Below are 24,485 nucleotides of genomic sequence, written 5' to 3'. Positions count from 1 at the left end.
GCCGGGTCCGGGGTGGCTCGGGCGGACACCCCGGACCCGGCGGTGGCGGACCGGCGCTGAGGACGCACCGGCCCGCCGCCCACGGCCTCAGGCGGTCCCGGCCACCTCGGCCAGGAACCCGGTGACGTGCTCCTGCAGCCGGATGATCCGCAGGTCGCGCGCGAGCTCCCGGTCGTAGCCCTGGTACGCGAGGGGCGGCAGCATCCGCACCGAGCGGTTGCACTCGAACCCGGCGCAGGCCAGCACGCCGACCGAGTCGCCCTTGCGTCCGGCCGGACCGGCCTTGCGGGCGACGAACAGCTGCACGTCGTTGCGGAGGGTCACGTCTTCGCACCACGAGCACTGGGCGCGGGCGAGCACCCGCTGTTCGGCGCGCTGCAGCAGCACGCCCACCGGGGCATCGTCGACCCAGGTCACGACGTAGGCGCGACGGGGCTGCTTGGGGTCGGTCCAGCCGAGGAAATCGAGCCGATCGAAGTCGATGTCGGCGAAACCGGCGGGCAGGGTGAGGTCGGAGACCTCCTTGCGGGAGGCGTTGAGGAAGGAGGCGCGGATGTCGCGCTCGTCGAGGGGACGCATGGGTGTGTGCTTTCGGACGGTCGCCGTGCGGCGAGTCGGTTCAGGTGGAGGACCCCGGACAGGAGCCGGGTACGGTGCAGCACCGGGGACGGGGGTTCCGCCTCCGGCCGGTCCTCAGCCTCTGCCCGCGGCGCTGAACGCGCCTGCGGCTCCGCTCCGCGCCCCGAGGGCGCTCATCGACGACAGCACCCGGCGAGCCTACACCCGATTGTTTCGCCCGATGTCGCCCGCCCTCGCGTCCCGCCGCCCGCGCCGCCTACTGTGGCCGGAACGCCGAACCGAAGGAGACCACCGTGTCCACGTCGCCCCACCGCCTGTCACCCCTCGAGGTGAGCGAGCGTGCGACGTGCATGTGCCGCGCGGGTGGCCGCTGCTCCTCGATCGCACCGGGACACGCGCTGCACCTGATCCAGGCCCGCCTGGCCGCCGCCACGCCCGCCGACTGGGCAGACGCGCTGGTCGAGTCCGCCGATCCGGTGACCGGCGACCTGGTCGTGCGCACCCTCGACGGCACCGCGCACGCCCTGTGGAACGGCTCCGGCGCCGCGCTCGAAGCGGCCGTCGGCACCCCCGTCGCCCTCCACCTCCCCTACGGCGTGCTGGCCGTGGGAGACGCGCGCTTCAACGTCGCCACCGTCTGACGGCGACCGTCCTGCCGCGTCAGGCGCTCGCCATCATCATGTCGCGCACGGCCATGCACGCGTTCATGCACGCCTGGCACGCCTGCGCGCAGAGGCGGCAGACGTCGCTGTGATCGGCGTGCTGCATGCACTCGTCCATGCACATCTGGCACATGGCGATGCACGCGTCGAGCATCGCCATCATCGTCGCGGGGGTCATGCCCTGCATCCGCAGCATCGACCGCATCATCGTGTGGCACATGTCGGCGCAGTTCATGCACGCGGGCGCGCAGTCCATCAGCTGCGTCGAGCACACGGTGCACGCCTGCTCGCACGCGGCGCACGCGTCCATGCAGGCCTGCAGCACGGCCATGTCCATCATCGCCATGTCGGGCATCGACTCCATGCTCTTCGACATCGCGCCCATCATCGTCGCGTCCATAGGGCTCCGCTCCCTTCGTCGAGGACAGCGGGCAGGACCACCCGCCTGGCGCCAGGCTAGCCGCTGCGGGGGCTCGCGTCGATGGGGGCGGAACGCTGACACGGCAGGGAGCGATTGTCAATCCCGTGGACCCTCGTCGCGGCCGATGCGAGGCTCGGAGAGCAATCGATCCGCCGAGGAGAGGAGCCCCACATGAGTGGCGCAGACGACATGAAGAACTCCGCCGAGAAGCTGGGCGGGAAGGTCAAGGAGGGCGTGGGCAAGCTCACCGACAACGAGAAGCTCGAGGCCGAGGGCCAGGCGGATCAGGTGAAGGCCGACGCCAAGCAGGCCGGCGAGAACGTGAAGGACGCCGCAGGCAAGGCCGGCGACAGCGTCCGGGACGCGTTCGACCGCTGATCCCGCCCCGCTGATCCCATGAAGAGGGGGAGGCCCGCCGGACCGGCGAGCCTCCCCCTCCGCATACGGGTCAGACCTTGCGGCTGCCGCTGATCGCTCGGATCAGCCAGGCGATCACGGCGATAGCCAGGAGCACCAGACCGACCCACAGCAGGAACTGGAGCGACTGCACCAGTCCTCCGGTGATCGCGAGGATCACGGCGATGACGATGACGATGATCAGGAGGATGTTCATCGGTCTTTCCCTTCTCTGGGGGCGCGGGCGCCCGACTGCGGTGCCCTCACGCTAGACCGCACGGACACCCTCGTTCGAGGGGGTTGACTTCCACCCTCCGAGTGCGCGAAGGAGCAGAGCAATGCCAGGAGCACGCAACAACTCCCTGAAGGACCCGGAGCTGTACGAAGAGCTCCGCGACGACGGGGCTTCGAAGGAGAAGGCCGCACGCATCTCCAACGCCGCCGCCAGGGACGGTCGCAGCACGGTCGGCCGCCGGGGCGGGAAGCACGGCGACTACGAGGACTGGACGGTCGCCGAACTGCGCAAGCGGGCCAAGGAGATCGGACTGACCGGCTACAGCGGGAAGCGCAAGGCGGAGCTCATCTCCGCTCTGCGCAACCACTGAGGCGGGATGGCGCGCTTCGGGATCGAGGAGGAGTTCCTCCTGCTCGATGAGAACTCGCTGCTGCCCGTCGGCCTGTCCGGCGACATCCTGGAGCGCATCGGCGACCGCCCGCTGACCGGGCGGGTGACCACGGAGTACCTGGCGTCGCAGCTCGAGTGCCTCACCGAGCCGGTGTCGACCCCGGAGGCGGCGCGACGCCAGTTGCGCGGCCTGCGCGGCCTGCTGGGCGAGCACGCACGCGCCCTCCACGCGGTGGCCGCCCCGACCGGGAGCCCGTTCACCACCGCGCGCTCGCCCCGGCTCTCCCCGTCACCGCACTACGACGACGTGGCCCGGCGGCTCGCGCACCTGACGCGCGAGCACGAGGTGAACGGCCTGCACGTGCACGTCGAGGTGCTCGACGAGGAGGAACGGGTGCGCGCGCTCAACCGCCTGCGCGGCTGGCTCCCGCTGCTGCTCGCGCTGAGCGCCAACAGCCCGTTCGCCCACGGCCTCGACGCGGGCTTCGCGAGCTGGCGGAGCATGCTCATCCGGCGACTGCCCTCATCGTGGTGCCCGCCGCGGTTCCACGACCTCGACGACTACCGCGCCCGGGTCGGGCAACTGCTCGCCCTGGGCACGATCGGCGAGGCCAGCTCGTTGTCGTGGGCGGTGCGGCTGTCCGAGCGATACCCCACCGTCGAGGCACGGATCGCCGACGCGCAGCTCACCGCCGACGATGCCGTGCTGTCGGCGCTGCTGTGCCGGGCGATCGCGCTGAGCACCGAGCAGTGGCTGGCCGAGGAACGCATGGACGCCCTGGACGCGTCGGTGTGGACGGCGGCGCGGGCCGGGATGGGCGCGCGCATCGTCGACCCGCTGTCCGGCGAGGTCGCCGACGCGTGGGCCGTCGCGGAGGGCCTGCTCGCCGAGATCCGCCCGGTGCTGCAGCAGCTCGGTGACGAGGCCGCGGTCGACGAGGCCCTGGGACGCCTGCGCGCGGAGGGAACCGGCGCCGAGCGGCAGCGGACCGCCTACCGCGACGGCGGTCGCGAGGGGCTCACGGAACTGCTCCGCGCGGGGACGGCGACCGCGTCGGCCTGACCCGCCCCGGCGTCCGCGGCCGGGAGTAGGGTCGGCTCGTGGCCTCCTTCGCCCCCCTCCAGCGGCTCGTCATCGCGATCGCGGTGCTCGCGTCCTTCGTGACCTTCCTCGACGGCACGGTGGTGAACGTCGCGCTGCCCGCCATCAGCCGTGAGCTCGGCGGCGGCATCACCACGCAGCAGTGGGTGGTCGACGCCTACCTCATCACTTTGAGCGCGCTGATCCTGCTGGCGGGGTCGCTGTCCGACGCGTATGGCCGGGTGGTGGTCATGCGCATCGGCCTGATCGCGTTCGGCATCGCCTCGATCGCGGTCGCCGCGGCGGTCGACCCGCTCATGCTGATCGTCGCCCGCGCGGCCCAGGGCGCGGCGGGTGCCCTGCTCGTGCCGAGCTCCCTGGCGCTGATCACGGCCACGATGCGCGGCGACGTGCAGGCGAGGGCCATCGGCGTCTGGACGGCCTTCACGACCGCGGCGCAGCTCGTCGGGCCGCTGCTGGGCGGGCTGTTCGTCGACTTCCTGTCGTGGCGGTTCGTGTTCCTCATCAACGTGCTGCCCATCGGCGTGACGCTGCTGCTGCTGGCTCGACTCCAGCTGCCCGAGCGGCCCCGCGGCGTCGGGGTGGACTGGTGGAGCGGTGCGCTGTGCGCCGTGGGACTCGGCGCGGTCGTGTTCGCCCTGATCGAGCAGCCGAACCTCGGATGGGGCTCGCCCGCGATCTGGGTCCCCGCAGTCGCGGGCGCCGCCCTGTTCGCGGCGTTCCTGCTGCGCCAGCGCCGCTCGGCCGCCCCGCTCATGCCGCTGTGGCTGTTCCGCGTGCGCGACTTCGGCTGGGGCAACCTCGCGACGCTGTTCGTGTACGCCGCGCTCTCGCTCAACGGCTTCGTGGTCGGGGTGTACCTGCAGCAGGGCGCCGGGCTCAGTGCCACCGCCGCGGGTCTCGCGAGCCTGCCGATGACGATCCTCATGATCCTGGTGAGCTCGCGCGCGGGAGGGTGGGCGGGGCGCTGGGGTCCGCGCCTCTTCATGACGATCGGTCCGCTGATCATGGCGGCCGGTGCGCTGATGCTGCTGACCGTGTCCGCCGAGTTCGACTACTGGTGGCAGGTGCTTCCCGCCATGGTCGTGATGGGGCTGGGCCTCTCGCTCACGGTCGCTCCGCTGACGGCCGCGATCCTCGGCGCGATCGACGAGAACCACTCGGGCATCGCCTCGGCCGTGAACAACGCGGTCTCGCGCGTGGCCGGGCTCCTGGTGGTGGCGATGCTGTCGACGATCGTCGGCGGCGCCCTCGACCTCGACGGTTTCCACAGCGCCGCCTGGGTCACGGCCGCGCTCCTGGTGCTGGGCGGCGTGGTGTCGTGGATCGGCATCCGCCGCAACCCGTCCGAAGACCCGACGGCCTCCGCGGAGGGCGCCCCGGCTCCGACCCCGCCCGTCCCCGGTCGCGGCTGAGAGCACGAGACGTCCGCGCGCAGGAGCGCGGTCGCTGCATGCCTCCCCGACGGCTCGGCGTCAAGTCCCTGGCCCCGTTCGCGCGCCCGCGCGATGATGCCGGTGATCGATCCGATGGGAGCCCCTCCACATGACCGTCTCCACCCTCGACACCGACACCGCCGTCGGATTCTCCCCGCGCGGCCCGCTGTCGGCCGCCGTGCTGTCTTGCCTCGTCCACGGCGACGACAGCGTCGACCTGCCGGAGCTCGCGGCGACCGCCGTGGCCGAGACCACCGACGTCGTCCGCGACGACGACATCCAGCTCGCCCTGTTCGTGCTGTACGCGTCGTCGTACGGATCGCTTCCCGCGCTCGACGCATCGCGGGAGTGGGACGCGGGCGTCATCACCGCCCGCCGCCTCCTGGAAGACGCGTTCGAGGCGGCCCTGCGCGAGACCGTGCCGGTGCCGGAGCTGCCCGAGCCGACGGTCGACGCGGTGGGCCGGGCCCTGTTCGCGCTCGCCGCCGCCGACACCGGACCGAGCGTGGCGCGCTACATCGCCAAGAAGGCCACGCGGGAGCAGGCGGAGGAGTCGCTGATCCTCCGCTCGATCTACACGCTGCGCGAAGCCGACCCGCACTCGTGGGCGATCCCGCGTCTGACCGGCCGGGCGAAGGCGGCCCTCGTCGAGATCCAGTCGGACGAGTACGGCGGCGGCCGGCCGCAGCGCGTGCACGCGGAGCTGTACGCCAGGGCCATGCGGGCCGCCGACCTCGACGACACGTACGGCGCCTACGTCGACGACGCCCCCGCGATCACGCTCGCCTCGCACAATCTGATGACCCTGTTCGGGCTCAACCGCCGGCTGGTCGGCGCCATCGTCGGGCACCTCGCCGCGTACGAGATGACGTCGTCGATCCCGTGCCGCTTCTACGCGGACGGGCTGCGGCGCCTCGGCTTCACCGACGAGGTGGCCGCCTACTTCGACGAGCACGTGGAGGCCGACGCGGTGCACGAGCAGATCGCGGCGCGCGACCTCGCCGGCAGCCTGGCGGAGGATCGCCCCGAGGTACTCGGCGACATCGTGTTCGGGGCCGCCGCGTGCCTCACCGTGGACGGCTGGGCGGGACAGCACATGCTCGACGCCTGGGCGGCCGGCGCCTCGGCGCTTCGCGGGCGGGAGTCGTCATGAGCGGTCGCGACGAGCCGGTCACCGTCACCCCCTACCCGGACGGGCCCCTGCTCGTCCGCGGCGACATCGAGCTGCGGTCCGCGGACGGCGCGCTGATCGACCCCGGCCGCCGCACGGTCGCGCTGTGCCGCTGCGGCCTGTCCGCCGTGAAGCCGTTCTGCGACGGCACTCACAAGGCGGCCGGCTTCCGGACCGACGACGAGGGGCCGCGTCAGCCCTCCGGCCAGTAGTAGCTGTCGGGCAGGGCGCGCGCGCCGAAGATCGCCTGCCCGACCCGCACGCACGTCGCCCCCTCCTCGACCGCGATCTCGTAGTCGCCCGACATCCCCATCGACAGCTCCCCGTCGCCGATCAGGTCGGGATCGTCCGCCCTGGCGCGGTCGCGGAGCTCGCGCAGCACGCGGAAGCACGCGCGCACCCTGGTCTCGTCCGGGGTGAGGATCGCGAGCGTCATGAGCCCGCGCACCCGCAGCGACGAGTACACCGGCAGTGCCTTCAGGAACCCGGACAGCTCCGCGGGCGGCATGCCGAACTTCGAGTCCTCCGCGGAGGTGTTCACCTGCACGAACACGTCGAGACCGCGACCGGCCGCCTGCAGCCTTCGGTCCAGCGCCTCGGCGACCCGGAGCCGGTCGAGTGCCTGGAACTCGTGCGCGAACGCGGCGACATCGCGCGCCTTGTTGGTCTGCAGGTGTCCGATGATCGCCCACGAGACGTCGAGGTCTTCCGTCTCACGGTGCTTGCGCACGGCCTCCTGCACCTTGTTCTCGCCGAGGAGCCGCAGCCCGGAGTCGATCGCGATGCGCACCCGCTCGGTCGGCACGGTCTTGCTGACCGGCAGCAGCCGCACGCTCGCGGCATCGCGCCCGGCGCGGTCGGCGGCGGCGTCGATGCGCGCGCGGACGGCGGCGACGTTGGCTCGGAAGTCGGCGACGGTGGTGGCCGTGGGGTAGCGGGCGGAGGTGTTCTCCTCGTCGGCTGACTTTGACATAGGCCAAAATCTAACATAGCTTCGAGTCACGCCGCGCGCCCGCCGGCCGTCGCCCTCCCTCCGAAGGAGTCCGCCCATGACCGTGCCCGGCCTGTTCTCCGACACCGCCCTGATCACCCCGCGCCTGCGCACCGAGGTGCCCGGCCCCCGCAGTCGCGCGCTGCACGAAAGGCGCCTGCGCGTCGTGCCCCGCGGCGTCGGCAGCGTGCTGCCGGTCTACATCGAGCACGCCGACGGCCCCTGGGTCACCGACGTCGACGGCAACCGCTTCCTCGACCTGGGCAGCGGCATCGGCGTAACCACGATCGGGCACACCAACCGCGCGGCGGTCACCGCGGCGGCGGATCAGCTCGACCGCGTCACCCACACCCTCTTCACGGTCACCCCCTACGAGGGCTACGTGCACCTCGCGGAGCTGCTCGCCGCGCACACCCCCGGCGACCACGAGAAGCGCACGATGCTCGCGAACTCCGGCGCCGAGGCCGTCGAGAACGCCGTGAAGATCGCCCGCAGGCACACCGGCCGCCGCGCCGTCGCCGCCCTCGATCACGCGTTCCACGGCCGCACGAACCTGGCACTCGCGATGAACCACCGGGCCGTGCCGTACGGGGCGGGCTTCGGCCCGTTCGCGCCCGACGTGCACCGCGTCCCCAACTCCTACCCGTACCGCGACGGCCTGAGCGGCGCCGAGGCGGCGGCCCGCACGATCGGCTACCTCGAGCAGCGGATCGGCGCGGGCGACCTCGCCGCCGTCATCGCCGAACCCATCCAGGGCGAGGGCGGCTTCGTCGTGCCCGCCGACGGCTACCTGCCCGCGCTGCAGGAGTGGTGCACGCGCCACGGCGTGGTCTTCATCGCCGACGAGATCCAGACCGGCCTGGGCCGCACGGGCACCTGGTTCGCGAGCGAGCACTTCGGCCTCGTGCCCGACCTCGTGCTCACCGCGAAGGGCATCGCGGCCGGACTGCCGCTCGCGGGAGTGACCGGCCGTGCCGAGATCATGGACGCACCGGACCCCGGCGGGCTCGGCGGCACGTTCGGCGGCAACCCCGTGTCGATCGCCGCGGCCGTCGCGGTGTTCGACGAGCTCGCGGAGGGCGAGTTCTTCGACGACGCGGCCCGCATCGGCGCGCACCTGCGGGCACGGCTGACCGAGCTGGCGTCGCGCCACCGGATCATCGGCGACGTCCGCGGGATCGGCGCGATGCAGGCGTTCGAGCTGAGCGAGCCCGGCACCACGCGGCCCCTCGCGGGTGCCGCGACGGCCATCGCGGAGTTCGCCGCGCAGCGAGGCATCCTGCTCCTCACCGCGGGCAGCGACGGCAACGTCATCCGTTTCCTCCCCACGCTCACCACGACCGACGCGCAGCTCGACACGGCGGTGAGCGTGATCGACGACGCCCTCGCCGCACTCGGCTGACCGCGACTCCCACCCGACCAGGAGACCCATGAGCGCATCGACCCCCACGCGCACCGCCCTCGCTCTGCGCCATGTCGCGTTCGAAGACCTCGGCATCCTCGCGCCGCTGCTGGAGGAGCGCGGCTACCGCGTCCGGTATCACGACGCGGGCGTCGACGAGCTCGACCGGGCCGAGGTCGCGTCGGCTGATCTGCTGGTGGTGCTCGGCGGCCCCATCGGCGTGTACGACGACGACCGCTACCCGTTCCTCGCCCCCACGAAGGACGCCCTGTCGGCACGACTCGCGGCGGACCGTCCCACGCTCGGGATCTGCCTCGGCGCCCAAGTGCTCGCCGAGGCGCTGGGGGCTCGGGTCGCCCCGACGGGCGGCGTCGAGATCGGGTACGCGCCGGTGGACCTCACGCCGGACGGGCGCACCTCACCGCTGTCGGCGCTGGACGGCGAGCCCGTGCTGCACTGGCACGGCGACGCCTTCGAGATCCCCCCGGGCGCGCGCCACCTCGCCCGCACGCCCGGCTTCCCGCACCAGGCGTTCTCGCGGGGTCGTGCACTCGGGCTGCAGTTCCACGTCGAGGCCGACCACCGCACGATCGAGCGCTGGCTGATCGGCCATGCGCACGAGCTGCACCACCGCGGCATCGACCCCCGCTCGATCCGGAGACAGGCGGCCGCGCACGGCCCCCGACTCGAGCACCGCGCGCGTACGGCGATCGGAACCTGGCTCGACGAGGTCGAGCCCGCGCACTGAGAAGGGGCCGGATCCCCCGCGGATCCGGCCCCTTCCCGTGTCGTCACGCGGCGCGACGCAGCGGCACCGTCGGGAAGTCGATCGGCACGTCGAGCGCGAGGTTCACGTAGTTCGTGAACAGGTTGAGCGCCACCTGGCCGATCGTCTCGACGATCTCCTCGTCGCTCCAGCCCTGGGCGCGCACGGCGTCGACGTCGGCGGAGCTCACCTGCCCGCGCTGCTCGACCACCGCGAGCGCGAAGGTCAGCAGGGCCGCGGTGCGCGGGTCCTCCGAGGTGCCCTCCTGCGCCGCGGCGAGCGCGTCGGCGGAGAGCCCGGCCTTCTTGCCCAGCGCGGTGTGCGCCGCGAGGCAGTAGCCGCAGGAGTTGCGGTTGGCGACGGCCACCGCGATCTGCTCGCTGAGCGCGGCTCCGAGCGAACCGCCCCCGTAGGCGCCGAACGCGCTCCACATGCTGGTCAGCGCGGCCGGGGAGTTCGCCACGGCCCGGAACATGGCGGGGACGGCGCCGAACGCGGCACCGATCTGGTCGAGCTGGTCCTTGACGGGTCCGGTGGCGGCGTCACGGTCGATGAGAGGGACGTTGGGCACGGGATGCTCCTTTGTTCGATCGGGCCGGGTGTCGACCCGCCCTCAGTCTTCTCGAATCCTCCGGACGATACGCATCATCCGATCTTGCATTCACCGCAGATCGTCCAGAGAATGGAGAGATGCCACCCCTCGACCGCCTCACACCCCTGCTCGATCGGTTCCGCGTGCGCACGCGGCTCTTCCACACCGGGCCCCTGTGCGGCACCACGGAGTTCGCGGCGAGCCGAGGACAGGGGTTCCTGCACGTGCTGCGCCGCGGCGAACTGGAGCTGACGTATCCGCGCGTCGACGGCGGCCGTGCGCGCGAGCGCATCACCCGCCCGAGCCTGCTGTTCTTCCCCCGCCCGCTCGACCACACGTTCCTCAACGCCCCGACCGCGGAATCCGACTTCGCGTGCGCCACGATCGACGTCGACGGCGGTGCCACCCACCCCCTCGTCCGCACGCTGCCGCCCGTGATGGTGCTGCCCCTCGACGAGGTCGCCACCCTCTCCCCCGCGCTCGACCTGCTGTTCGCCGAGGTCAACAACGTCCGCTGCGGTCGCCCGCTGCTCGCCGACCGCCTCTTCGAGGTCGTGCTGATCCAACTGCTGCGGTGGATGCTCGACCACCCCGACGGCCTCGCCCTGCCGCCCGGGCTGCTGCCGGGCCTCGCCGACGAGCGGCTCGCCCCCGCCCTGGTCGCGATGCACGAGGCCCCCGGAGAGGCCTGGACGCTGGAGGCCCTCGCCCGCCGCGCCGCCCTGTCGCGCAGCGCCTTCGCGGCCCGCTTCAAAGAGGTCGTCGGCCGGGCGCCGGGCGACTACCTCACCGAGTGGCGGCTCACGATCGCGCAGGAACAGCTCCGCGCGGGCATGACGGTCAGCGCGGTCGCCGCGGAGCTCGGCTACGCGAGCGCCTCCGCGTTCTCCCGGGTGTTCACGCAGCGTCTCGGCCACTCGCCGCGTGCGTGGCTCGGTCTCGCCGCGTAGCCTCAGCCGCCCGCCGACATCGTGGCGGTGAGCCCGGAGACGACGCGGTCGAGCTCGCCCTCCGTGAGCGAGGGGTGCACGGGGATCGACAGCACCTCGGCCGCGGCCCGCTCGGTCTCCGGCAGCTCCACGCCCTGCGCGTAGCGCGTGAGAGACGGCAGTCGGTGGTTCGGGATCGGGTAGTACACGCCCGTGCCCACGCCGTGCTCCTCGCGCAGCGCCTCCCGCACGCGGTCGCGCTCCCCGTCCGCGATGCGCACCGTGTACTGGTGGTACACGTGCTCCGCCCCCTCCGCGACCCGGGGCACGGTGAGCCCGTCGATGCCGTCGAGCGCGGCGTCGAGCACGGCAGCGTTGCGCTGCCGCTGCGCCGTCCAGGCCGCGACCTTGCGCAGCTGCACCCGGCCCACCGCCGCGTGCACCTCGCTCATGCGGTTGTTGTAGCCGACGATCTCGTTGGCGTACTGCGTCTCCATGCCCTGATTGCGCAGAAGCCGCACACGGCGGGCGATGCCCTCGTCCGCACAGGCGACCATGCCGCCCTCGATCGCCGTCATGTTCTTCGTGGGGTACAGGCTGAACATCGCGAACGACCCGATCGTGCCGGCAGGGCGACCCCGCCACGACGCGCCGTGCGCCTGCGCGGCGTCTTCGAAGATCGCGAGGCCGTGCGCCGCGGCGACCTCTTCGATCCCGTCGACCAGGAACGGGTGGCCGTACAGATGCACCGGCATGACGCCCTTCGTGCGCGGAGTGACGAGTGCGCGCACGTGCTCCGGGTCGAGGGTGAAGTGCACGGGCTCGATGTCGGCGAACACCGGGGTGGCGCCGGCGAGCACGACCGAGTTCGCGACGGCGGCGAACGTGAACGACGGCACGATCACCTCATCCCCCGGCCCGACGCCCGCCGCGATCAGTCCCAGCAGCTGCCCGCTCGTCCCGGAGTTCACGGCCACGGTCGTGCGCCCGCGGAGGAACTGGGCGGCGAACTCCTCCTCGAACGCCGCGACCTCGGCGCCCTGCGCGAGCATGCCGCTGCGCAGCACCCGCTCGACCGCAGCCACCTCCTCATCGCCGATCAGGGGTTTCGCGGCGGGGATGAGCTGGTCGTGCATGGCGGTGTCCTTCGTCGTCTGGTCGGCTCGGGCGAGCCGGTCTGGAGGTGGAGGCAGGAATCGAACCTGCGTACACGGTCTTGCGGACCGCGACCTGGCCACTCGGTCACTCCACCGGGTTCTACGGCGTCAGCTCCCCGGCGGAGAGTAGCCCTGGAGGAACCCGCCGAAGCGCCGCAGTGCATCCACCAGCACCGGCGCCTCCGGCAGGAACGCGATCCGCAGGCGGTCGGGCCGCGGCCAGTGGAACCCGCGGCCGTGCGCCAGGAGGATCCCTTCCGCGTCGAGCAGGTCGAGCACCAGACGCTCGTCGTCGAGCACCGGGTAGCGCGCGGGGTCCAGCCGCGGGAAGAGGTAGAGCCCGCCGCCCGCCTCCGTCACCTCGACACCGGGGATCGCCCGCAACGCGGCGGTGGCGGCGTCGCGCTGCACCGTGAGCCTGCCGTCGGCGGCGACCAGGGCGTCGAGCGAGGTGTCGTGCTCCAGCGCCGCGGTGATCGCGTGCTGCGCCGGCACGGAGGCGCACATGCGCAGCGAGGCCAGCAGCCGCAGTCCGGACAGGAACGGGTCGTCGGGCGCGAAGCCGCAGGTCACCGCCCACGCGGCGCGGTACCCGGCGACGCGATGGGTCTTGGACAGTCCCGCGAACGTCACGCACGGCTGATCCGACGCGACCGCCGCCATCGACAGGTGCGCGTGCCCGGGATAGACGACCCGGTCGTAGATCTCGTCGGACAGCAGCAGGAGCCCGTGCCGTCGCGCCAGCTCGGCGATGCCCTCCAGCGTGCGCCGGTCGTACACCGCCCCCGTGGGGTTGTTCGGGGTGATGACCACGATGGCCACCGTGCGCGGGCCGATCAGCGCGGCCATCGCGTCGAGGTCGGGCAGCCAGCCCTCCTCCTCGACGCAGGGGTAGTGCACCGCGGTGCCCCCGGCGAGCACCGTGGACGCCGTCCACAGCGGGTAGTCCGGACTCGGCACGAGCACCTCGTCACCGGGTTCGAGCAGCGCCTGCAGCACGAGGCCGACCAGCTCGGAGACGCCGTTGCCCACCGTGACGTCGTCGAGGTCCACCCGCGGGAAGCCCGTGCGCCGGGCGTAGTGCGCCGCGATCGCCTCCCTGGTCTCGACCAGGCCGAGCGACTCGGAGTATCCGTGCGCGTGCGGCAGGGCGGCCCGCAGCGCCTCCACGATCACCGTCGGCACCTCGAACCCGAAGGGCGCGGGGTTGCCGATGTTGAGCCGCAGGATCTCCTCCCCGCGGGCCTCGAGCTCCGCGGCCCGCGCGGCCACCGTGCCGCGCAGGTCGTACTGCACGCCGTCGAGCCGCGACGAGCGCCCGACGCGCAGCACCCCGGTCATCCCGCGGACTCCCGCCCCGCGACCGTGACGACCGCCGCGACATCGTCGGCCAGGCGCTGCAGGTCGTCGTCGTCGAGGTCGTGCACCGTGAGGCGGAGGTGGCGGGCGCCCGGCCCCCCGTGCTCGAGCGCGAAGTCTGCTCCCGAGCGTACGAGCCAGCCGCGCGCGGCGAGACGTTCGGCCGCGCGCGCGGCATCGTCGTGCGCGTCGAGCCACACGTTGAGCCCGGCCCCGTCGTCGGCCGCGATCCCGCGCTCGCGCAGCAGTGCGACGAAGTCGGCGTGGCGGGCGGCGTAGTGCGCGCCGGCCCTGGCGATCTGCTCCCGCACATCGGCATCGCGCAGCATGCCGGCGGCGAGACGCTGCATCACGTGACTGACCCACATCGTGCCGGGGCTCAGTCGCAGGGCCAGGCGTCCGGCCGTGACCGGGTCGGACGCCGTGACAGCGAGACGCAGGTCGGGTCCGAGGAACTTCGACACCGAACGGACCAGGGCCCAGCGCTCATGGGTGGGCGCGATGATGCTGGCGTAGGGCGCGGGGGCGAGCAGCGAGAAGTGGTCGTCCTCGATCAGCAGCACGTGCGGGTAGGGGGCGAGCACGGCGCGCAGTTCGGCCGCGCGCGCGGGGGTGATGCTCGCGCCCGTCGGGTTGTGGGCGCGGGGCGTGCAGACGATCGCGCGCACCCCGCTGTCGAGGGCCGCGCGCACGCCGTCGACCGTCATCCCCTCGGCATCGACCGGGATGGCGACGGGGGCGTACCCCGCGAGCCGCGCGGTCTGGATGCTGGAGAGGAAGCACGGGTCCTCCAGCCCGACGCGGTCACCCTGCACGAGCGTCTGGGCGAGGAGCCGCTCGACCGCGTCGACCGCCCCCGCCGTGACCGAGAGCCGGAACGGGCGCGGGTGGTCTTCGGCGATCCACGTGGTCGCCCATTCGGCGAGCTCGGGGTCGATGACGGACTCGCCGTACAGCACGTGTTCCGGGCGCACGGTCGCGAACGCCGCGGCGAGGTCGGGCAGCAGCGCCGCCTGCGGGTTGCCGCTGCCGATGTCGCGCAGCACGGTGCCCGGCGTGAAACCCTCGTCGGGACCGGTCCCCGGGCCGAGCACGGTGGTGCCGGTGCGCCCACCGGTGGCCGCGATGCGCGCGACGACGAGGGCCCGGTAGGCCGCCAGCACCGTGTTGCGGTTGACGCCGAGGCGCTCGGCGAGGGTGCGCACGGGCGGCAGCTGGTCGCCGGCGGCGAGGGCGCCGCGCTCGACGAGGTCGCGGATGCTGTCGGAGATCTCAGCGGCGGTCGACCCGGCGATCCGGTCGTGGAGGGGATCGCGCGAGTCTTCCGAGGCCATGCCTCGACCGTAGGCCAGATATTGACCTATGTCAAAGTCGGGCTAAGGGCGGTCGTCCACCTCCACGCCGTCCTCCCGCTCCTCCTCACCGAGGTCGGTGACGTCGACCTCCGGGGCGTCGCCCTCGCCGTTGTTCGCCGTCGGCGGTTCACCGTGGAACCCGGTCGTCTCGTCGCGTCGCTGATCGGACATGTCTCCTCCTCGGGGTCGGATGTCCCAGCATCGGCCGACCGGACCTGCGCGCACCAGCACCTTGACAGGAGGCGCGAGCGTGCGGCACCCGCGCAGGTGGAGTCCAGGGAGGGGCGATACCGTGCAGGGGACCCCCGCACGATCACCGCGATCCCCCGACAGAGGACACGATGACCCACGGCACCCTCGCCCTCGCCGCCCCCCAGTCCGGATACGAGGGCTTCATCGGCTGGGTCCTCAGCCTGATCGAGTCGCTCGGCGAGATCGGCGTCGGGCTGGCCGTGCTCATCGAGACCTTCGTGCCGCCGATCCCCTCGGAGGCGATCCTCCCCGCCGCCGGCTTCCTCGCGTACGACGGACGCATGAGCGCGTGGGGCGCCTGGGCGGCCGCCACGATCGGCGGTCTCGTCGGGGCCTGGATCTGGTACGCGATCGGTGCCGCGATCGGCCGGGACCGCACACGACGTCTCGTCGGTCGCATCCCCCTGCTCGACCACGACGACTTCGACAAGGCGGAGGCGTTCTTCCAGCGGTGGGGTGGCCGCGCGGTGCTGCTCGGCCGGTGCGTGCCGCTGGTGCGCTCCTTCATCTCCATCCCGGCCGGCATCGAGCGCATGGCCCTGTGGCGCTTCACGCTCTACACCATGGTCGGGTCGGCGGTGTGGAACGGCATCTGGATCGGCCTGGGCTTCGCGTTCGGCCCCGCGATCCGCCCGATCCTGGAGCAGTGGAGCGGCCTGCTCTCCGACATCGCGGTCGGCGCCATCGTTCTGCTGCTCGTGGTCTTCATCGCGCTGCGCATCCGGCGGCGGATGCGCGAGGCGGCCGCGCGGCGCGAGCAGGAGGAGGGGCCGGCCTGACGCCGACCCCTCCCGCCATCAGTTCCCGGAGCGCACGCCCTCGAGCGACGGGTAGTCCACGTACCCCTCGGCCGTGGAGCCGTAGAAGAGCTCAGGACGCGGCTCGTTCAGCTCCGCGCGGGTGCGCCAGCGCTCCACCAGGTCGGGGTTCGCGATCACCGGGCGGCCCGCCGCGACCGCGTCGGCCCACCCCTCCGCCACCAGCTCCTCCGCGGACTCCCGCGTGGTGGGCACGCCGAAGCCCGTGTTGACGATCAGCGGCGCGCCCGCCACCCGGCGGAGGTGCTGCACGAGGTCGCCCGACGGCTCGGCGTGGAGCACGTCGAGGAACGCGAGGCCGAGCGGCGCGAGCCCCTCGGCGACCGCGGTGTAGGTGGCCCGCACGTCATCCGCGTCGTCTTCCAGAACACCCTGGATGCCGTGCTGCGGCGACAGACGGATACCCGTGCGGTCCGCGCCGACTGCGGCCGCGACGGCCGCCGTGACCTCGATCGCGAAGCGCGCGCGGTTCTCGGGCGACCCGCCGTAGCGGTCGTCGCGCACGTTCGACACCGGCGACAGGAACTCGTGCACCAGGTAGCCGTTCGCGCCGTGCACCTCGACCCCGTCGAAGCCCGCGGCGATCGCGTTGCGCGCGGCCTGCGCGAACTGCTCCACGACCACGGGGATCTCGTCGAGCGTGAGCGCGTGCGCGACGGGAAGGTCGCGCTTCCCCTCCGGCGTCCGGGTCTGGCCGGGGGCGGCGAGGGCGCTCGGCCCCACGACGCGCGGCTCACCCGAGATGGCGGGGTGCCCGACGCGTCCGCCGTGCATGAGCTGCATCACGATCGTGCCGCCGGCCGCGTGGACGGCGTCGGTGATGCGACGCCACCCCTCGATCTGGGCGGGGGTGACGATGCCCGGCTGACCCGGGTAGGACATGCCCTCACGGGCGGGCCAGGTGCCCTCGGAGACGATGAGGCCCTGCCCGGCCCGCTGGCGGTAGTACTCCTCCATGACCGGCGTCGGCACGCCGTCGCCGGCGGCACGGGTGCGCGTGAGGGGCGCCATGACGACGCGGTTGGACAGCGGCAGGGCGCCGAGGACGGCGGGGTCGTAAAGAGTCACAGTGGGGACCAATCCCCGCAGCGCCCGCGGTATTCCCGTTCAGCCGCCGCCGAGGTCGGCCAGCAGGGTCGCGAAGTGGTCGAGGTCGGCGGTCGACCACTTCCGCAATCGTTCGCCGATCCGCCCCTCGTAGCGGGAACGCGCGAGTGCCACCCGCTCCTGCGCGAGGGGCGTCGCCACGAGCCGACGCGCACGGCGGTCCTCCGGGTCGGGAATGCTCTCCACGAGTCCGAGCTGTTCGAGCTGCCGCACCTGCCGGCTGACGGCGGACTTGTCGGTCTGGAGCCGCTCGATGAGGGCACCGGCCGTCGCCGCCTTGCCCGACAGGATCGAGGTGAGCACCTGATAGCCGAGCGGCTGCAGCTCGGGGTGCACCGTCACCGCGGCCTCGCGCCAGGCGACGCGGATGCGGGCGATCAGTCGCCCGAGCTCGTGCTCGACGCGCACCACGGCGGCGTGATCGACGTCGATCTCCGACGACGCGGAGGTGTCGACGGCGCCCTCGCCGGGGGCGGGGTCGGACGGGGCACTCATGCCGCCAGTGTACGGCGAAGCCCCGCCACCTCCGGGGTGGCGGGGCTTCGGGCGGGCGTCGTCACACCTCCGACAACAGCCGGAAGGCCTTGGACGCGGCCTCGATCTCGCGCGGCGTGAGCTGGTCGATCACGGCCCGCAGCCGGGTGCCGTACTCGCGACGGACCTCGGCGAGCGCGGTGCACGCCCCCGGGGTCGCAGTGAGCACCCGCAGCCGGCCGTCACGCTCGTCGGGGTGGGAGTCCAACAGCCCCAGCTCCTCCAGCATCCGCACCTGGCGGCTGACGACCGACTTGTCCATGTCGAAGCGCTCGGCGAGCTCGTGCGCATTGGCCGACCCGGCCCTGTCGATGAACGTGAGCAGCTTGTACCCCGCCACCGGGAGCTCCGGGTGGACCCGGGCTGCGGATTCCTTCCACAGCGACCGGGTCCGCGCGAAGATCAGGTTGAGGTGCGCCTGCAGGTCGCTGAGCGCCGTGTCGACGTCGGCAGTGCCGACCGCGTCGGGGGCGATCATCTCAGCGCTCCCGCGTCCGATCCTCGCGCTCGAGCACGCCCACCGTTCCCGTGGTGGTCGCCGGCTCGGCCCGCGTGGTACGGATCGTGCCCGTGGAGAGCGAGGCTCCCACCTCGGCCTCCGACACCTCGATGACCGACTCCTCGGCCTGCTCGCGCAGCTGCTCCGCGGCGTTCTTGGTGGACAGCGGCTTGTTCTTGATGAACGCGATCGCGATGATCGAGATCACGGCGAGCGGGATGGCGATAATGAACGCGTCGGCGATGCCGTGGCCGTAGGCGCTCTCGACGATGGAGCGGATGGCGTCGGGCAGCTGGCCCACCTTCGGCACGTCGCCCGAGGCGAGGTGCTTCAGCGCGTCGACCTCCGCCTGACTCGACGGGGTGAAGCCCTCGAGCCCGTCCTTGACGTACGTCGCGACGCTCGAGGAGAGCAGCGATCCCATCACGGTCACGCCGATGGTGCCGGCGATCGTGCGGAAGAAGTTGACGTTCGACGACGCGGCGCCGAGCTGACGCGGATCGGTGTCGTTCTGCACGATGAGGGTGAGGTTCTGCATGACCATGCCGAGGCCGGCCCCGAGCACGAACATGTAGACGGCGACCAGGATGAACGGGGTGTCATAGCGCAGCGTGGACATGAGGCTCACGCCGACCGTGGCGAGCACAGAGCCCGTGAGCATCCAGCCCTTCCACTTGCCGAAGCGGCTGACCAGCTGGCCGATGATGATCGACGCACCCATCTGCCCGATGATCATCGGGATGGTCATGAGGCCGGACTCGGTGGGCGTGGCGCCACGGGCGAGCTGGAAGTACTGCGCGAGGAACACCGAGGTGGCGAACATCGAGACGCCGATCGCGATGGAGGCGATGACCGACAGCGTGAACGTGCGGTTGCGGAACAGCGACATCGGCACGATCGGCTCCTTCACGAAGAACTCGACCGCCACGAACCCGGCGATGGCGACGCCGGCGATCACGGCGAGCACGATGCTCGTCGAGGAGTCCCAGTCGAACTGGTTGCCACCCATCGACACCCAGATGAGGAGGCTGGACACGCCCACGGCCAGGAGCACGATGCCGAAGTAGTCGATCGACACCTTCGTGTCGCGCTGCGGCTTGGGCAGGTGCAGCGTGAACTGCAGCAGCACGAGCGCGACGATCGCGAACGGGACGCCGACGAAGAAGTTGGCGCGCCAGCCCCACGCGTCGGTGATGACGCCGCCGAGCAGCGGGCCGCCGATGGTGCCGAGGGCCATGATCCCGCCGACGACGCCCATGTACTTGCCGCGCTCGCGCGGCGAGATGATGAGGGCGACCGCGATCATGACCAGCGACATGAGCCCGCCGACGCCGATGCCCTGGATCACCCGCACGGCGATGAGCATGTTCGTGTCGGTGGAGAACCCGGCGATCACGGTGCCGACCGTGAAGAGGATCAGCGAGATCTGGATGAGCACCTTGCGGTCGACGAGGTCGGCGAGCTTGCCCCAGATCGGGGTGGAGACGGCGGTGGCCAGCAGGCTCGCGGTGATGACCCACGTGTACTGGGACTGCGTGCCGCCGAGGTCGGCGATGATGACCGGCATCGAGGTCGACACCACGGTGCCCGAGAGCACGGCGACGAACATGCCGACGATGAGGCCGGAGATCGCGGTGAAGACCTCGCGGGCCGAGCGCGTGGCGTCGGCCGGAGAAGAAGAGGTGTGTGACAAGGGGGAACGCTCCTGCGTAGAAAGTTGATCGAGATCAACCATACGCCGATGGTTGCGAAAACGCAACTATCCCGGGTGCCCCGTCCGCGTCAGCCGCAGAACGCCCCCAGCGACTCGTGCAACTGCTCCACGGCCTGGATCGTCTCCGGAGACTGGAGGTCTCCCAGTCCATCGATCTGATCGGCACCCGAGGCGATCACGTCCCCCAGGTGGCCGTCGATCCCGGCCGCCAGATCGTCGAGCGTCGCCACCAGCCGATCGCGCGCGGCATCCGCCTGCTCTGCGGTCGCCCCACCCTGGTCGAGCAGACCCTGGTACTGCGCGTAGGCGTCGTCGATCGTGGCGCACGCGCCCTGAACATCGACCCCGAGGGCGTCGCCGGCCGCCTGGGTGACCTGCGAGCAGCCCGCGAGGAGCCCGGCGGCGAGGAGGAGGGGGACGACGGCGAATCGGCGCATGACCCGAGGGTAACCCGGGCCACCTGGACCGATCCTGACCCGCCGCCCCCGCGGGGTCAGCCGCCCGACGGGTTGTCGAGCGGGCGCCCCTGGTCGTCGGTGGTCTCGCGCTCCAGCACCTCGTCCGTCGTGTCGCCGCCCTCGTCGGGAGCGCCACCCGAGGCGGTGTCGGCCTCTTCGTCGGCCCCCGGCGTGCCCTGCGTGTTCTGCGGATCACTCATGTCGTGCCTCCTCTGTCTGGTGCCCCGACGCTACGCGCGCGACCACGGCCGAGCGCAGGGGCTTGACCGCCGTCACGCCAGGCCCCACACTCCCGCGAGCACGAGCCCGCCCGTCGAGCACCCAGGGGTCAGTCGGCCCAGAGCCGCTCGATCGGGACGGCCGCGCCCAGGATGCGCTCGGCGGCGCGGTGACCGGACAGCATCGCGGCCGGCACGGTCGCGGGGTCATCTGTCCAGGTGGCCTCCCCGGCGAGGTGCAGCACTCCCCCGATCGGCGTCGCGAGATCGTCGTGGTCGGCGGTCGTGGAGCCGAGCGTCATGTACGCGTACGAGCCGTGCGCGAACGGGTCGTCCTGCCACGCGGTGCGGTGCACGGCCACCGGCTCCACGGCCCGGTCGCCGTACAGCCGCCGCAGCTGCGCCATGACCGAGGCCACGACCTGCTCGTCTGCCCAGTCCCTCGTCGCGGTCGCCGCCGGCCCCGCCGCGAAGGTCAGCAGCGTCGGACGCCCGTGCGCCGCGGTGTGGTCGTACCAGGAATGCCACCAGCGGCCCTCCGGGCCCTGCTGCCGGATGGCGTAGACGCCCTCGTCCCAGAACCGCTCGGGAAAGCGCAGGAACACCTTCTCGAACGCGTTCATGCGCAGCCGTCCGAGCGCGTCGGCGTTGGCCGAAGGCAGCGGGGGCACGATGTCGACCGCCCCGGAGTGGAGCACCCCGACCGGCAGCGTCACCACGGCGGTGTCGCCCGCGAACACGCCGCGCCCCGTGTGCACCAGCACCCCGTCGGTCCAGTCGACGGCCGTCACCACGTGGCCGAGCCGCACGTCGAGACCCTGCGCCAGCCGTTCGGGCAGCGCGCCGTAGCCGTCGGGGAACACGACCTCGTCGCCGTCGATCTGGTCGTCGTCGAGCCCGTGCGCCGCCAGGTCCTCGATCCACGCGCCGTACTGCTCCTCCGCGCGGTGCTCCAGATACTCGCGCACGCGCTGGGTGCGGTCCGCATCCCACCCCTGCCGCGCCAGGGCCTCCTCCGTGGCCTCGCGGTACGAGGCCTCGGGCGCCGACGCCGCGATGACCTCGGGCAGGACGGCATCGACCGCGTGCACGTCGGCCGCGAAGGCACGGGCGGCCTCATCGGGCAGCCGCCGCCCGTCCACGCCGTAGTTCGCGATCGGACGACCGTCGACCTGGTAGCCGCCCACCGTGAACTCGACCGTGCGCATGCCGAAGGCCGCGGCCGCCGCCGCCACCGGGCTCCCGTCGACGCCGTGGATCCACGAGGCGCCGAGGTCGGTGGCGCCGTCCGTCCGATCCGTGTGCACGCGACCGCCGACGCGGTCCCGCGCCTCCAACACGACCACCGTGCGCCCGGCGTCCTGCAGCAGCCGTGCCGCGGTCAGTCCCGCGACCCCGGCTCCGACCACGACCGTGTCGACCCGTTCCATGATTCCTCCCGCGGCGGGACATCGGCGTCCTCGCCTCGACGATACCCATCGCCGCCCGCCGCCACCGCCCCATCACCTCGACGGACGCCGGTCACCCCGCGTCCGGCGCCCGACGCGGGACCGCCGTGGTGGCGGGCGTCGCGTCGTCCGCGTCGTCTGCGTCCGCGCGAAGCCCGATGCCCCAGCTCGCTCCGCGCGCCAGCATCATGCCGAGCACGGACACGACCGCGAAGGTCAGCATCAGCAGCCGCGCCGAGCCGACCATGTCCGGCAGCGCCAGGTTCACCAGCACGCCAGCCATCGCCGCGCTGAAGGCGCTCGCGATGAGGAACACCGTGTTCACGGCGGCCGCCGCCTTCGCCCCCTCCTCCTCATCGCGCGTGCTGCCGAGCGCCGCGACCGTGAGGTGCGGGAAGCCCAGGCCGATCCCCGCGCCGGCGACGAACAGCGTGGCGAACCACAGCGCGACGACGAGTGCCGACGGCCCCTCGTGCTGGAGCAGCCCGTACGCGGCGAGCCCGAGCGCGACCGTGAGCGGGCCGACCGTGATGAGCACCCGCCGGGACCGGACCCCCGTAACGTTCGCGGTGAACATCTGCGTGACGGACCACCCGAGCGACAGCGCCGCACCGAGCAGCCCGGCGACGAACGGCATCAGTCCCCCGATCTCCTGCCCGAAGAGCGGGATGAACGCCTCCGTGCCGATCGCGAAGGCCAGCACCGCGACCGTCAGGTACACCCACCCGAGGGAGGAGCCACGCACGAACGTGACCCGGGGGAGGATCCCGACGCGGCTGCGCTTCTCGTGCCGCACAAACCACAGGGCGAGCACGACGCCCACGACCAGCGCGACGCCCGTGCCGACACCCGCGGGCACGACGCCGGCGACCCCGACCGCCGCCACCCCGCCGGCGAGCAGCACCAGCGACCCCCACGGCACCGACTCGCTCGAGCGGGCACGGGCGGTCTGCGGCAGCGCGCGGACCACGACCAGTCCGATCAGCGCCGACAGGACGGCGAGTCCGACGAACGGCGCGCGCCACGCGTCGAGCTGCGCGAAGATCCCGCCGACGACGGGGCCGACGATGTTGCCCACGCCCCACATGGCCGACACGAGAGCAGCGCCGCGGGCCCAGAGCCGCTCCGGCAGGGCACGCTGGATGAGCGCATAGCCGAGACCGGCGAGCAGGCCGCCGCCGAGCCCCTGCACGGCGCGCCCGACGAGCAGCGCCGACATCCAAGGGCTCACCGCGCACAGGAGCGAGCCGAGGGCGAACAGCCCGAGCGCCAGCAGGTAGGCCCGCACGGCCCCCTGACGGGTGAGGATGCGGCTCACGAGCATCGCGCTCACGACCGACGCGAGCAGGAAGGTCATCATCGTCCAGGCGTAGAACTCGGCCCCGCCGATGTCGCCGACGATCGTGGGCAGGAGGCTCGTGGTGAGGTAGACGTTGCTCGCCTCGAGCAGCACGCCGCCGGCGAGCACGGCGGCGATCGGGGCGTAGCGACTGCTCAGCAGCTCGCGCCAGCTCCCGCTGACCGGTGTGGACGTCTGTGGTGAGGACATGAGCATTCCTTTGCAGCGTCGGCGGAGGTCGATCACCTCCGTGGCGCCGGTGCTCGGCGGCCTTCCGTCACGGTATGACCTCAAGTAATGTTGAGGTCAAGCGGCAGCGCCTCGCCGCGCGGACCGGTTTGGAACCGGATGCGGCCGGGATGCGGATACCTCTTGTGACCAACGACAACGACATCATCCGTGACTCGCTCACGTCGGCGGAGCGCTTCGCCGAGATCTTCGAGCGACATATCACCGCCGTCACCGCCTACGTCGCGCGGCGGGTCGGCCCCCACGCCAGCGACGACATCGTCAGCGAGACCTTCCTCGCCGCGTTCCGTCGGCGCAAGCGCTACGACATGACCAGGACCTCCGCGCTCCCCTGGCTCATGGGGATCGCGACCAAGGTGCTCGCGCAGCACCGGCGGGCGCAGGCCACGCACTGGCGCGCACTGCACGCCGCGTTCGGCGCCGGCGACGAGGACACGGTCGACGACCTCGACCGCTCGATCTCCCGGCTGGACGCCTCGGCCCAGCTGGAGGATCTGTTCCCCCGGATCGCCGCGCTGTCGGCCAGGGACCGCGAGGTGCTGTTCCTGCACGCCTGGGGCGATCTGACCTACCCGGAGATCGCCGCGGCGCTCGGCATTCCCATCGGCACGGTGCGCTCCCGGCTGAGCCGCATCCGCGCGAAACTCTCCGCGCCCCCACCGCCGGCACCCGCGCGCCTCGCGCACGCCCCCCGCTCGGCCACCACACACATCCGCTACGCAGAGACGGAGTCCGCTCATGGACATCTTTGACCAGGTCAGGGAGATCCGGCCCACCTATCCCACCTCCCCCCAGGCGCCCCGCCGGGCGCTGCACCAGGAGATCGCCCGCTCCCGGCGCTCGCGCCCCCTCCGCCGCATCGCGGTGGTCTCGCTCGGCGGTGCCGCCGTCGCCGCCGCCAGATCG

Annotated in this window: 29 protein-coding genes and 1 tRNA gene; 12 read left to right on the top strand and 18 right to left on the bottom strand. The window is 72.4% G+C overall.

The annotated features are described in order from the left end of the window. Positions 1 to 87 precede the first annotated feature (87 nt). Entirely contained in the window at positions 88 to 579 is a 492-nt protein-coding gene (locus DW299_RS11525) for an FBP domain-containing protein (RefSeq protein WP_136036670.1), read from the bottom strand. Between the two features lie 293 nt (positions 580 to 872). On the opposite strand from DW299_RS11525, the gene DW299_RS11520 reads away from it, so the two are divergent. Then, positions 873 to 1,220, top strand: coding sequence for a hypothetical protein (locus DW299_RS11520; RefSeq protein WP_136034834.1), 348 nt, complete (start codon positions 873 to 875; stop codon positions 1,218 to 1,220). A 19-nt stretch (positions 1,221 to 1,239) separates the two neighbouring features. On the opposite strand, the gene DW299_RS11515 is transcribed toward DW299_RS11520, so the two are convergent. Continuing rightward, on the bottom strand, positions 1,240 to 1,617 hold the full coding sequence (locus tag DW299_RS11515) for a four-helix bundle copper-binding protein (RefSeq protein WP_240745390.1): 378 nt from the start codon (positions 1,615 to 1,617) through the stop codon (positions 1,240 to 1,242). Between the two features lie 216 nt (positions 1,618 to 1,833). Here DW299_RS11515 and DW299_RS11510 point away from each other — a divergent pair, with 216 nt between their 5' ends. Continuing rightward, on the top strand, positions 1,834 to 2,040 hold the full coding sequence (locus DW299_RS11510; RefSeq protein WP_136034830.1) for a CsbD family protein: 207 nt from the start codon (positions 1,834 to 1,836) through the stop codon (positions 2,038 to 2,040). Positions 2,041 to 2,110: 70 nt separating this feature from the next. Here DW299_RS11510 and DW299_RS19115 read toward each other — a convergent pair whose 3' ends face one another. After that, on the bottom strand, positions 2,111 to 2,275 hold the full coding sequence (locus DW299_RS19115; RefSeq protein WP_017829325.1) for a hypothetical protein: 165 nt from the start codon (positions 2,273 to 2,275) through the stop codon (positions 2,111 to 2,113). Positions 2,276 to 2,396: 121 nt separating this feature from the next. Here DW299_RS19115 and DW299_RS11505 point away from each other — a divergent pair, with 121 nt between their 5' ends. From DW299_RS11505 to DW299_RS11485, 5 genes are all read left to right on the top strand, one after another. Beyond that, a complete protein-coding gene (locus DW299_RS11505; RefSeq protein WP_136034827.1) occupies positions 2,397 to 2,663 on the top strand; it encodes a DUF7218 family protein in 267 nt (88 codons plus the stop codon). 6 nt (positions 2,664 to 2,669) lie between these two features. Further along, complete coding sequence (locus DW299_RS11500; RefSeq protein ID WP_136036668.1) at positions 2,670 to 3,746, top strand: carboxylate-amine ligase; 1,077 nt, start codon at positions 2,670 to 2,672, stop codon at positions 3,744 to 3,746. A gap of 38 nt (positions 3,747 to 3,784) precedes the next feature. Then, positions 3,785 to 5,200, top strand: a complete 1,416-nt coding sequence (locus DW299_RS11495) for an MFS transporter (protein ID WP_136036667.1) — start codon at positions 3,785 to 3,787, stop codon at positions 5,198 to 5,200. 130 nt (positions 5,201 to 5,330) lie between these two features. Continuing rightward, a complete protein-coding gene (locus tag DW299_RS11490; protein ID WP_136036666.1) occupies positions 5,331 to 6,374 on the top strand; it encodes an iron-containing redox enzyme family protein in 1,044 nt (347 codons plus the stop codon). Continuing rightward, on the top strand, positions 6,371 to 6,604 hold the full coding sequence (locus tag DW299_RS11485; protein WP_136034818.1) for a CDGSH iron-sulfur domain-containing protein: 234 nt from the start codon (positions 6,371 to 6,373) through the stop codon (positions 6,602 to 6,604). The genes DW299_RS11490 and DW299_RS11485 overlap by 4 nt, the downstream gene beginning before the upstream one ends. Here DW299_RS11485 and DW299_RS11480 read toward each other — a convergent pair. Continuing rightward, positions 6,586 to 7,365: a YggS family pyridoxal phosphate-dependent enzyme gene (locus tag DW299_RS11480; RefSeq protein WP_136036665.1), complete on the bottom strand. Its 780-nt coding sequence runs from the start codon at positions 7,363 to 7,365 to the stop codon at positions 6,586 to 6,588. The genes DW299_RS11485 and DW299_RS11480 overlap by 19 nt on opposite strands. A gap of 76 nt (positions 7,366 to 7,441) precedes the next feature. Between DW299_RS11480 and gabT the strand changes: the two genes are divergently transcribed. Both gabT and DW299_RS11470 read left to right on the top strand, forming a co-directional pair. Continuing rightward, positions 7,442 to 8,785 (top strand): 4-aminobutyrate--2-oxoglutarate transaminase, encoded by a 1,344-nt coding sequence (gene gabT, locus DW299_RS11475; RefSeq protein ID WP_136034813.1) that lies wholly within the window; start codon positions 7,442 to 7,444, stop codon positions 8,783 to 8,785. 28 nt (positions 8,786 to 8,813) lie between these two features. Then, positions 8,814 to 9,533: a glutamine amidotransferase gene (locus DW299_RS11470; RefSeq protein ID WP_136036664.1), complete on the top strand. Its 720-nt coding sequence runs from the start codon at positions 8,814 to 8,816 to the stop codon at positions 9,531 to 9,533. Positions 9,534 to 9,576: 43 nt separating this feature from the next. Here the strand turns inward: DW299_RS11470 and DW299_RS11465 are convergent, their stop codons facing one another. Continuing rightward, positions 9,577 to 10,122: a carboxymuconolactone decarboxylase family protein gene (locus DW299_RS11465; protein ID WP_136036663.1), complete on the bottom strand. Its 546-nt coding sequence runs from the start codon at positions 10,120 to 10,122 to the stop codon at positions 9,577 to 9,579. Between the two features lie 119 nt (positions 10,123 to 10,241). Here DW299_RS11465 and DW299_RS11460 point away from each other — a divergent pair, with 119 nt between their 5' ends. Then, positions 10,242 to 11,093 (top strand): AraC family transcriptional regulator, encoded by an 852-nt coding sequence (locus DW299_RS11460; RefSeq protein WP_136036662.1) that lies wholly within the window; start codon positions 10,242 to 10,244, stop codon positions 11,091 to 11,093. Positions 11,094 to 11,095: 2 nt separating this feature from the next. Here the strand turns inward: DW299_RS11460 and DW299_RS11455 are convergent, their stop codons facing one another. From DW299_RS11455 to DW299_RS19110, 5 genes are all read right to left on the bottom strand, one after another. Beyond that, positions 11,096 to 12,208, bottom strand: coding sequence for a DegT/DnrJ/EryC1/StrS family aminotransferase (locus DW299_RS11455; RefSeq protein WP_136036661.1), 1,113 nt, complete (start codon positions 12,206 to 12,208; stop codon positions 11,096 to 11,098). A gap of 42 nt (positions 12,209 to 12,250) precedes the next feature. Further along, a tRNA-Cys gene (locus tag DW299_RS11450) sits at positions 12,251 to 12,324 on the bottom strand. A gap of 13 nt (positions 12,325 to 12,337) precedes the next feature. Further along, complete coding sequence (locus DW299_RS11445) at positions 12,338 to 13,570, bottom strand: aminotransferase class I/II-fold pyridoxal phosphate-dependent enzyme (RefSeq protein WP_136036660.1); 1,233 nt, start codon at positions 13,568 to 13,570, stop codon at positions 12,338 to 12,340. Then, positions 13,567 to 14,922 carry an aminotransferase class I/II-fold pyridoxal phosphate-dependent enzyme gene (locus DW299_RS11440; protein WP_136036659.1) on the bottom strand — a complete coding sequence of 452 codons (1,356 nt, stop codon included), beginning with the start codon at positions 14,920 to 14,922 and terminating at the stop codon, positions 13,567 to 13,569. The genes DW299_RS11445 and DW299_RS11440 overlap by 4 nt, the downstream gene beginning before the upstream one ends. Positions 14,923 to 14,964: 42 nt before the next feature. Next, positions 14,965 to 15,114, bottom strand: coding sequence for a hypothetical protein (locus DW299_RS19110; protein WP_168387185.1), 150 nt, complete (start codon positions 15,112 to 15,114; stop codon positions 14,965 to 14,967). A gap of 170 nt (positions 15,115 to 15,284) precedes the next feature. Between DW299_RS19110 and DW299_RS11435 the strand changes: the two genes are divergently transcribed. Further along, positions 15,285 to 15,974, top strand: coding sequence for a DedA family protein (locus tag DW299_RS11435; RefSeq protein ID WP_136034800.1), 690 nt, complete (start codon positions 15,285 to 15,287; stop codon positions 15,972 to 15,974). Between the two features lie 18 nt (positions 15,975 to 15,992). Here DW299_RS11435 and DW299_RS11430 read toward each other — a convergent pair whose 3' ends face one another. From DW299_RS11430 to DW299_RS11400, 8 genes are all read right to left on the bottom strand, one after another. Continuing rightward, the gene (locus DW299_RS11430) at positions 15,993 to 17,081 is read right to left on the bottom strand and encodes an alkene reductase (protein ID WP_136036658.1); all 1,089 of its coding nucleotides are present in this window, start codon (positions 17,079 to 17,081) and stop codon (positions 15,993 to 15,995) included. Positions 17,082 to 17,120: 39 nt separating this feature from the next. After that, positions 17,121 to 17,615: a MarR family winged helix-turn-helix transcriptional regulator gene (locus DW299_RS11425; RefSeq protein ID WP_136036657.1), complete on the bottom strand. Its 495-nt coding sequence runs from the start codon at positions 17,613 to 17,615 to the stop codon at positions 17,121 to 17,123. Between the two features lie 61 nt (positions 17,616 to 17,676). Beyond that, positions 17,677 to 18,132, bottom strand: coding sequence for a MarR family winged helix-turn-helix transcriptional regulator (locus DW299_RS11420; RefSeq protein WP_136034793.1), 456 nt, complete (start codon positions 18,130 to 18,132; stop codon positions 17,677 to 17,679). A 1-nt stretch (position 18,133) separates the two neighbouring features. After that, positions 18,134 to 19,762 (bottom strand): MFS transporter, encoded by a 1,629-nt coding sequence (locus tag DW299_RS11415; RefSeq protein ID WP_372490598.1) that lies wholly within the window; start codon positions 19,760 to 19,762, stop codon positions 18,134 to 18,136. A 173-nt stretch (positions 19,763 to 19,935) separates the two neighbouring features. Further along, positions 19,936 to 20,304 carry a hypothetical protein gene (locus tag DW299_RS11410; protein ID WP_136034789.1) on the bottom strand — a complete coding sequence of 123 codons (369 nt, stop codon included), beginning with the start codon at positions 20,302 to 20,304 and terminating at the stop codon, positions 19,936 to 19,938. Positions 20,305 to 20,360: 56 nt separating this feature from the next. Continuing rightward, positions 20,361 to 20,525 carry a hypothetical protein gene (locus DW299_RS19105; protein ID WP_168442898.1) on the bottom strand — a complete coding sequence of 55 codons (165 nt, stop codon included), beginning with the start codon at positions 20,523 to 20,525 and terminating at the stop codon, positions 20,361 to 20,363. Positions 20,526 to 20,653: 128 nt separating this feature from the next. Beyond that, complete coding sequence (locus DW299_RS11405; protein WP_136036656.1) at positions 20,654 to 21,973, bottom strand: flavin monoamine oxidase family protein; 1,320 nt, start codon at positions 21,971 to 21,973, stop codon at positions 20,654 to 20,656. A 91-nt stretch (positions 21,974 to 22,064) separates the two neighbouring features. Next, positions 22,065 to 23,540, bottom strand: coding sequence for an MFS transporter (locus tag DW299_RS11400; RefSeq protein WP_136036655.1), 1,476 nt, complete (start codon positions 23,538 to 23,540; stop codon positions 22,065 to 22,067). Positions 23,541 to 23,704: 164 nt separating this feature from the next. Between DW299_RS11400 and DW299_RS11395 the strand changes: the two genes are divergently transcribed. Then, the gene (locus DW299_RS11395) at positions 23,705 to 24,331 is read left to right on the top strand and encodes an RNA polymerase sigma factor (RefSeq protein WP_205814380.1); all 627 of its coding nucleotides are present in this window, start codon (positions 23,705 to 23,707) and stop codon (positions 24,329 to 24,331) included. Positions 24,332 to 24,485: the final 154 nt, after the last annotated feature.

This window comes from Microbacterium sp. K35 (assembly GCF_004794375.1).
Taxonomy (GTDB): Bacteria; Actinomycetota; Actinomycetes; order Actinomycetales; family Microbacteriaceae; genus Microbacterium; species Microbacterium sufflavum.
Note: the sequence above shows the minus strand (reverse complement) of the source record. Positions and strands in the feature narration are given on the sequence as shown.

Bases quoted from the DNA above. Each gene is read 5' to 3' on its own strand.
- DW299_RS11485 (WP_136034818.1), top strand. From the start codon at position 6,371: ATGAGCGGTCGCGACGAGCCGGTCACCGTCACCCCCTACCCGGACGGG.
- DW299_RS11500 (WP_136036668.1), top strand. From the start codon at position 2,670: ATGGCGCGCTTCGGGATCGAGGAGGAGTTCCTCCTGCTCGATGAGAAC.
- DW299_RS11455 (WP_136036661.1), bottom strand. From the start codon at position 12,208: ATGCACGACCAGCTCATCCCCGCCGCGAAACCCCTGATCGGCGATGAG.
- DW299_RS11525 (WP_136036670.1), bottom strand. From the start codon at position 579: ATGCGTCCCCTCGACGAGCGCGACATCCGCGCCTCCTTCCTCAACGCC.
- DW299_RS11440 (WP_136036659.1), bottom strand. From the start codon at position 14,922: ATGGCCTCGGAAGACTCGCGCGATCCCCTCCACGACCGGATCGCCGGG.
- DW299_RS11435 (WP_136034800.1), top strand. From the start codon at position 15,285: ATGACCCACGGCACCCTCGCCCTCGCCGCCCCCCAGTCCGGATACGAG.
- DW299_RS11470 (WP_136036664.1), top strand. From the start codon at position 8,814: ATGAGCGCATCGACCCCCACGCGCACCGCCCTCGCTCTGCGCCATGTC.
- DW299_RS19105 (WP_168442898.1), bottom strand. From the start codon at position 20,525: ATGAGTGATCCGCAGAACACGCAGGGCACGCCGGGGGCCGACGAAGAG.
- DW299_RS19115 (WP_017829325.1), bottom strand. From the start codon at position 2,275: ATGAACATCCTCCTGATCATCGTCATCGTCATCGCCGTGATCCTCGCG.
- DW299_RS11425 (WP_136036657.1), bottom strand. From the start codon at position 17,615: ATGAGTGCCCCGTCCGACCCCGCCCCCGGCGAGGGCGCCGTCGACACC.
- DW299_RS11490 (WP_136036666.1), top strand. From the start codon at position 5,331: ATGACCGTCTCCACCCTCGACACCGACACCGCCGTCGGATTCTCCCCG.
- gabT (WP_136034813.1), top strand. From the start codon at position 7,442: ATGACCGTGCCCGGCCTGTTCTCCGACACCGCCCTGATCACCCCGCGC.
- DW299_RS19110 (WP_168387185.1), bottom strand. From the start codon at position 15,114: ATGTCCGATCAGCGACGCGACGAGACGACCGGGTTCCACGGTGAACCG.
- DW299_RS11405 (WP_136036656.1), bottom strand. From the start codon at position 21,973: ATGGAACGGGTCGACACGGTCGTGGTCGGAGCCGGGGTCGCGGGACTG.
- DW299_RS11420 (WP_136034793.1), bottom strand. From the start codon at position 18,132: ATGATCGCCCCCGACGCGGTCGGCACTGCCGACGTCGACACGGCGCTC.
- DW299_RS11510 (WP_136034830.1), top strand. From the start codon at position 1,834: ATGAGTGGCGCAGACGACATGAAGAACTCCGCCGAGAAGCTGGGCGGG.
- DW299_RS11480 (WP_136036665.1), bottom strand. From the start codon at position 7,365: ATGTCAAAGTCAGCCGACGAGGAGAACACCTCCGCCCGCTACCCCACG.
- DW299_RS11400 (WP_136036655.1), bottom strand. From the start codon at position 23,540: ATGTCCTCACCACAGACGTCCACACCGGTCAGCGGGAGCTGGCGCGAG.
- DW299_RS11505 (WP_136034827.1), top strand. From the start codon at position 2,397: ATGCCAGGAGCACGCAACAACTCCCTGAAGGACCCGGAGCTGTACGAA.
- DW299_RS11415 (WP_372490598.1), bottom strand. From the start codon at position 19,762: ATGTTCGTCGCCGTGCTCTCGGGCACCGTGGTGTCGACCTCGATGCCG.
- DW299_RS11445 (WP_136036660.1), bottom strand. From the start codon at position 13,570: ATGACCGGGGTGCTGCGCGTCGGGCGCTCGTCGCGGCTCGACGGCGTG.
- DW299_RS11460 (WP_136036662.1), top strand. From the start codon at position 10,242: ATGCCACCCCTCGACCGCCTCACACCCCTGCTCGATCGGTTCCGCGTG.
- DW299_RS11515 (WP_240745390.1), bottom strand. From the start codon at position 1,617: ATGTCGAAGAGCATGGAGTCGATGCCCGACATGGCGATGATGGACATG.
- DW299_RS11410 (WP_136034789.1), bottom strand. From the start codon at position 20,304: ATGCGCCGATTCGCCGTCGTCCCCCTCCTCCTCGCCGCCGGGCTCCTC.